Raw genomic sequence first — 684 nt, 5'->3', positions numbered from 1 at the left:
AAACAGGTATTTTTAACCTGAATACATAGGGTTAAAAAGGCAAACCCGGGGAACTGAAACATCTAAGTACCCGGAGGAAAGGAAATCAATATGATACTCCCCTAGTAGCGGCGAGCGAACGGGGACCAGCCGAGCCATGAGTGTGACTAGAATGCGTTGGAATGCGCAACCAGAGTGGGTGATAGTCCCGTATAGGAAGCATGATTGGACGTATTAAGTAGGGCGGAACACGTGAAATTCTGTCTGAAGATCGGAGGACCACCTTCGAAGGCTAAGTACTCCTTACTGACCGATAGTGAACCAGTACCGTGAGGGAAAGGTGAAAAGCACCCCGACGAGGGGAGTGAAACAGTACCTGAAACCGAACGCCTACAATCAGTTGGAGGGCCCTTGCGGCCTGACAGCGTACCTTTTGTATAATGGGTCATCGACTTGGTCTCACGAGCAAGCTTAAGCCGTTAGGTGTAGGCGCAGCGAAAGCGAGTCTTAATAGGGCGTTGAGTTCGTGGGATCAGACCCGAAACCGAGTGATCTAGGCATGACCAGGATGAAGGTAAGGTAACACTTACTGGAGGTCCGAACCCACACCTGTTGAAAAAGGTCGGGATGAGTTGTGCCTAGGGGTGAAAGGCCAATCAAACATCGGGAATCCATGCGGTTAGACGATCTGCATGAGCAAGCCCA

Annotated in this window: 1 rRNA gene; it reads left to right on the top strand. The window is 50.6% G+C overall.

The window, feature by feature from the left end:
• Positions 1 to 684, top strand: a 23S ribosomal RNA gene (locus tag A3728_RS22510); the annotation flags it as partial.

Source organism: Sulfitobacter sp. HI0040, assembly GCF_001634885.1.
GTDB lineage: Bacteria > Pseudomonadota > Alphaproteobacteria > Rhodobacterales > Rhodobacteraceae > Sulfitobacter.
The sequence above is the reverse complement of the archived record's forward strand: the minus strand, read 5'-3'. Positions and strand labels throughout refer to the sequence as shown.